Consider the following 2,858-nt stretch of genomic DNA (forward strand, 5'->3'; position numbering starts at 1 on the left):
CGTATTAACAGCAGCATTAGTAGACCGGCTCACCCATAAAGCCTACCTTATAAATATGAACGGAGAATCTTACCGCTTAAAAGAAACCAAACAAATGATGAACAAATGAAAAATCGAAAAAATGGTATCAGGGCGCCGCCAGTATCCCTGTTCCCTGGGGTACCCCAGGGAACAGGGATACCATTGTTAATTAATTTAAAATGGTATACTTTTGAAATGAAATAGTGGTATACTTTTCAGTTGAAATAAACAATTCACAAAACCATGAACTAAACCTTGGGATAATGGGAACCACTAAAAACGGTAAAATAAGACCAATCCAATTATTTTACTGTGGTGGACCGTGGTCAGTGTCTTATGCGTGTTCTTTACTATGCTCATTTTTTATGTCGAAGATCATAGATAACGCCTTTTTTTGCACCTTAAATCAAGCATATTGGATATGGATTTCTGTTTTAATTGGCTCCCTCTGTATTTTTAACATAAAAACATAATATTTATACGTCATAAATATATAATTTTAGCACGGCAGAAATATATAATAACATAACAGCATAGAAATATAATGTTTGCCCAATAAGATTGGTACAGAAAAATGGCAACACCTCAAGAAAAATTGGTCCATGCCCTTGAAGTTTTAAAAACATTGCAAGATCAAGGTATCACCGCAATCAAAACTTCTGAACTCAGTCGTGTCCATCGGGAACGGTTGAGCGTGAATGGCTTTATCCGACAGATCATACAAGGTTGGTACATTATCGTACCTCCCGATGAACAACAGGGGGACAGTACCTCATGGTATGCCAATTATTGGAGATTCTGTGCCCGGTACCTGGCCGAACGATATGGGGATTCCTATTGTATTTCAGCGGAACAATCCCTTTTGCTTCATGCCGGCAACCAAACTGTTCCCAAACAATTGATCATCCGTGCGATCAATGGCACGAATTCAAACACGGAACTGCTGCATGGCACCTCTATGTTCACCATGAAATCCACATTGCCCGCAAAAGCGGAGATTATGGTATGGGAAGGTATCAGAATGTTGACTTTGGCTTCGGCCCTGGTAAATTGTTCACCGGGGATGTTCAAAGGAAAAACCACGGATGTGCGCACCATATTGGCCATGGTGCCAGATGTATCGGAAATACTTGGTTTATTGTTGGACGGGGGACATTCCACCATTGCCGGGAGATTGGCAGGGGCTTTTAGAAATATTGGGCGTGATGCACTGGCGGATGAAATCGTCAAGACAATGCACAAGGCCGGTTACGATGTTCGAGAAAACGATCCATTTGAGGATAACCCTCCGGTTGCCCTCTCCATAAGGGATAAATCTCCCTATTTGAACAGGGTTCGCTTGCTGTGGCATAAAATGCGCAATGGGGTAATCTCACATTTTCCGGAAGCCCCGGGCATTCCACAGGATCATGATAAATATATGAAGGAAGTTGAGGATATGTACGTTACCGATGCATATCATTCCTTATCCATAGAACGCTATAGGGTTACCGTGGAACTGATTGAAAGGGTAAGGAGCGGCGAATGGGACCCCAAAGACAATGAGGCGGACAGAAGGCAACGTGATGCCATGGCGGCCCGTGGATATTGGTTGGCATCCCAGCGCGTGCGCGAAAGCATCAAAAATATTCTACAAGGGGAGAATTCAGGAAAAGTGGTGGACAATGACCATGGGGATTGGTACCGGGAACTTTTTACGCCCAGCGTGACCTTGGGTATCCTAAAAGCCTCCGATCTGGCAGGTTATCGAAATGACCAGGTATATATAGGAGGGTCGATGCACGTTCCTTTGAACAAGGATGCAATACGGGATGCCATGCCCGAATTGTTCGAACTGTTGCAGAAAGAAGAAAATGCAGCGGTAAGGGCCGTATTGGGGCACTTTATATTTGTGTTCATTCACCCATATATGGACGGCAATGGACGAATGGGGCGATTTCTGATGAATGTAATGTTGGCCTCAGGCGGCTACCCTTGGACCGTAATACCGGTGGAAGAACGTGAAACATATATGAGGGCCTTGGAATCGGCCAGCGTGAACGAAGATATTGAACCCTTTGCTAAGTTTATGGGTTGGTTGGTTGAAGAAGGTATGAAAGGTGCACCTGTAGCAAAAGTCTGATGGTTGTGACCAAGTGTACATAATTCTTAATTGATTTAATTTTTTTGCTGAAATGCAAAAACAGACCCTTTAATAACTCCTATTTTATCACTTGATTCTATTGGCAAGACCGTTACATCCGTTGGTACAGACCACCAAAATCGAATTGGAAAGCTTGTATAAAATCACTGCAATATAATTCCCTAAACTTTTGAGTTTTTTATATAGAAGGTTCCCAAATGCTATAATCCAAGTTTACACATAATCTGTATTTTATTTGTTTTTGAGAATATGCAGGGTATTTAAATTTGAAATTATTTGTTTTTGTTTGTATTGAATTAAAACCATTTGGTATATTTATATCCGTGAAAGACTCAACTCTCACACGAAGATGTCCTATAGGATGTCCTATTTTGGAAAACAAGACATAAACATCTGGTTTACATGGGGTTAAGGTCATGGGTTCAGGCTCTGCCACCCCGACTTAACTTATTTAAATAAAATCAAAACACTGTTAATCTTATGATTTTCAGTGTTTTGTGTTTTTAGGCATATCATCTAAAATCAATTAAAACCATCTAAAATCATATAAAGCGTGGATCAAGACCAATTGTTGTGTTTATGCAAAAATTGTTGTTAATCTAAATAGGAAGAACTCTACATTTTTGACACCTCTAAACTGAGCCCTAAAGGCTTTTATTTTTGCATTGAAGGACTCTGCTGAAGCATTTGTACT

At 40.7% G+C, this 2,858-nt stretch carries 3 protein-coding genes; 2 read left to right on the forward strand and 1 reads right to left on the reverse strand.

The features are described 5' to 3' along the window. Together AC13CC_RS00135 and AC13CC_RS00140 are read left to right on the forward strand one after the other, a co-directional pair. On the forward strand, positions 1 to 109 hold a 109-nt coding region (locus tag AC13CC_RS00135), incomplete at its 5' end, for an ATP-binding protein (protein ID WP_482878226.1). A 486-nt stretch (positions 110 to 595) separates the two neighbouring features. Beyond that, complete coding sequence (locus tag AC13CC_RS00140) at positions 596 to 2,143, forward strand: Fic family protein (RefSeq protein ID WP_482875574.1); 1,548 nt, start codon at positions 596 to 598, stop codon at positions 2,141 to 2,143. A 598-nt stretch (positions 2,144 to 2,741) separates the two neighbouring features. Here AC13CC_RS00140 and AC13CC_RS00145 read toward each other — a convergent pair. Beyond that, the coding region (locus tag AC13CC_RS00145) for a transposase (RefSeq protein WP_482875575.1) at positions 2,742 to 2,858 on the reverse strand (117 nt) is incomplete at its 5' end.

Source organism: Flagellimonas sp. L-11 (genome assembly GCF_056857735.1).

What these genes read in the sequence shown, in the direction of transcription:
- AC13CC_RS00140 (WP_482875574.1), top strand. Translation starts at nt 596, where the DNA reads ATGGCAACACCTCAAGAAAAATTGGTCCATGCCCTTGAAGTTTTAAAA.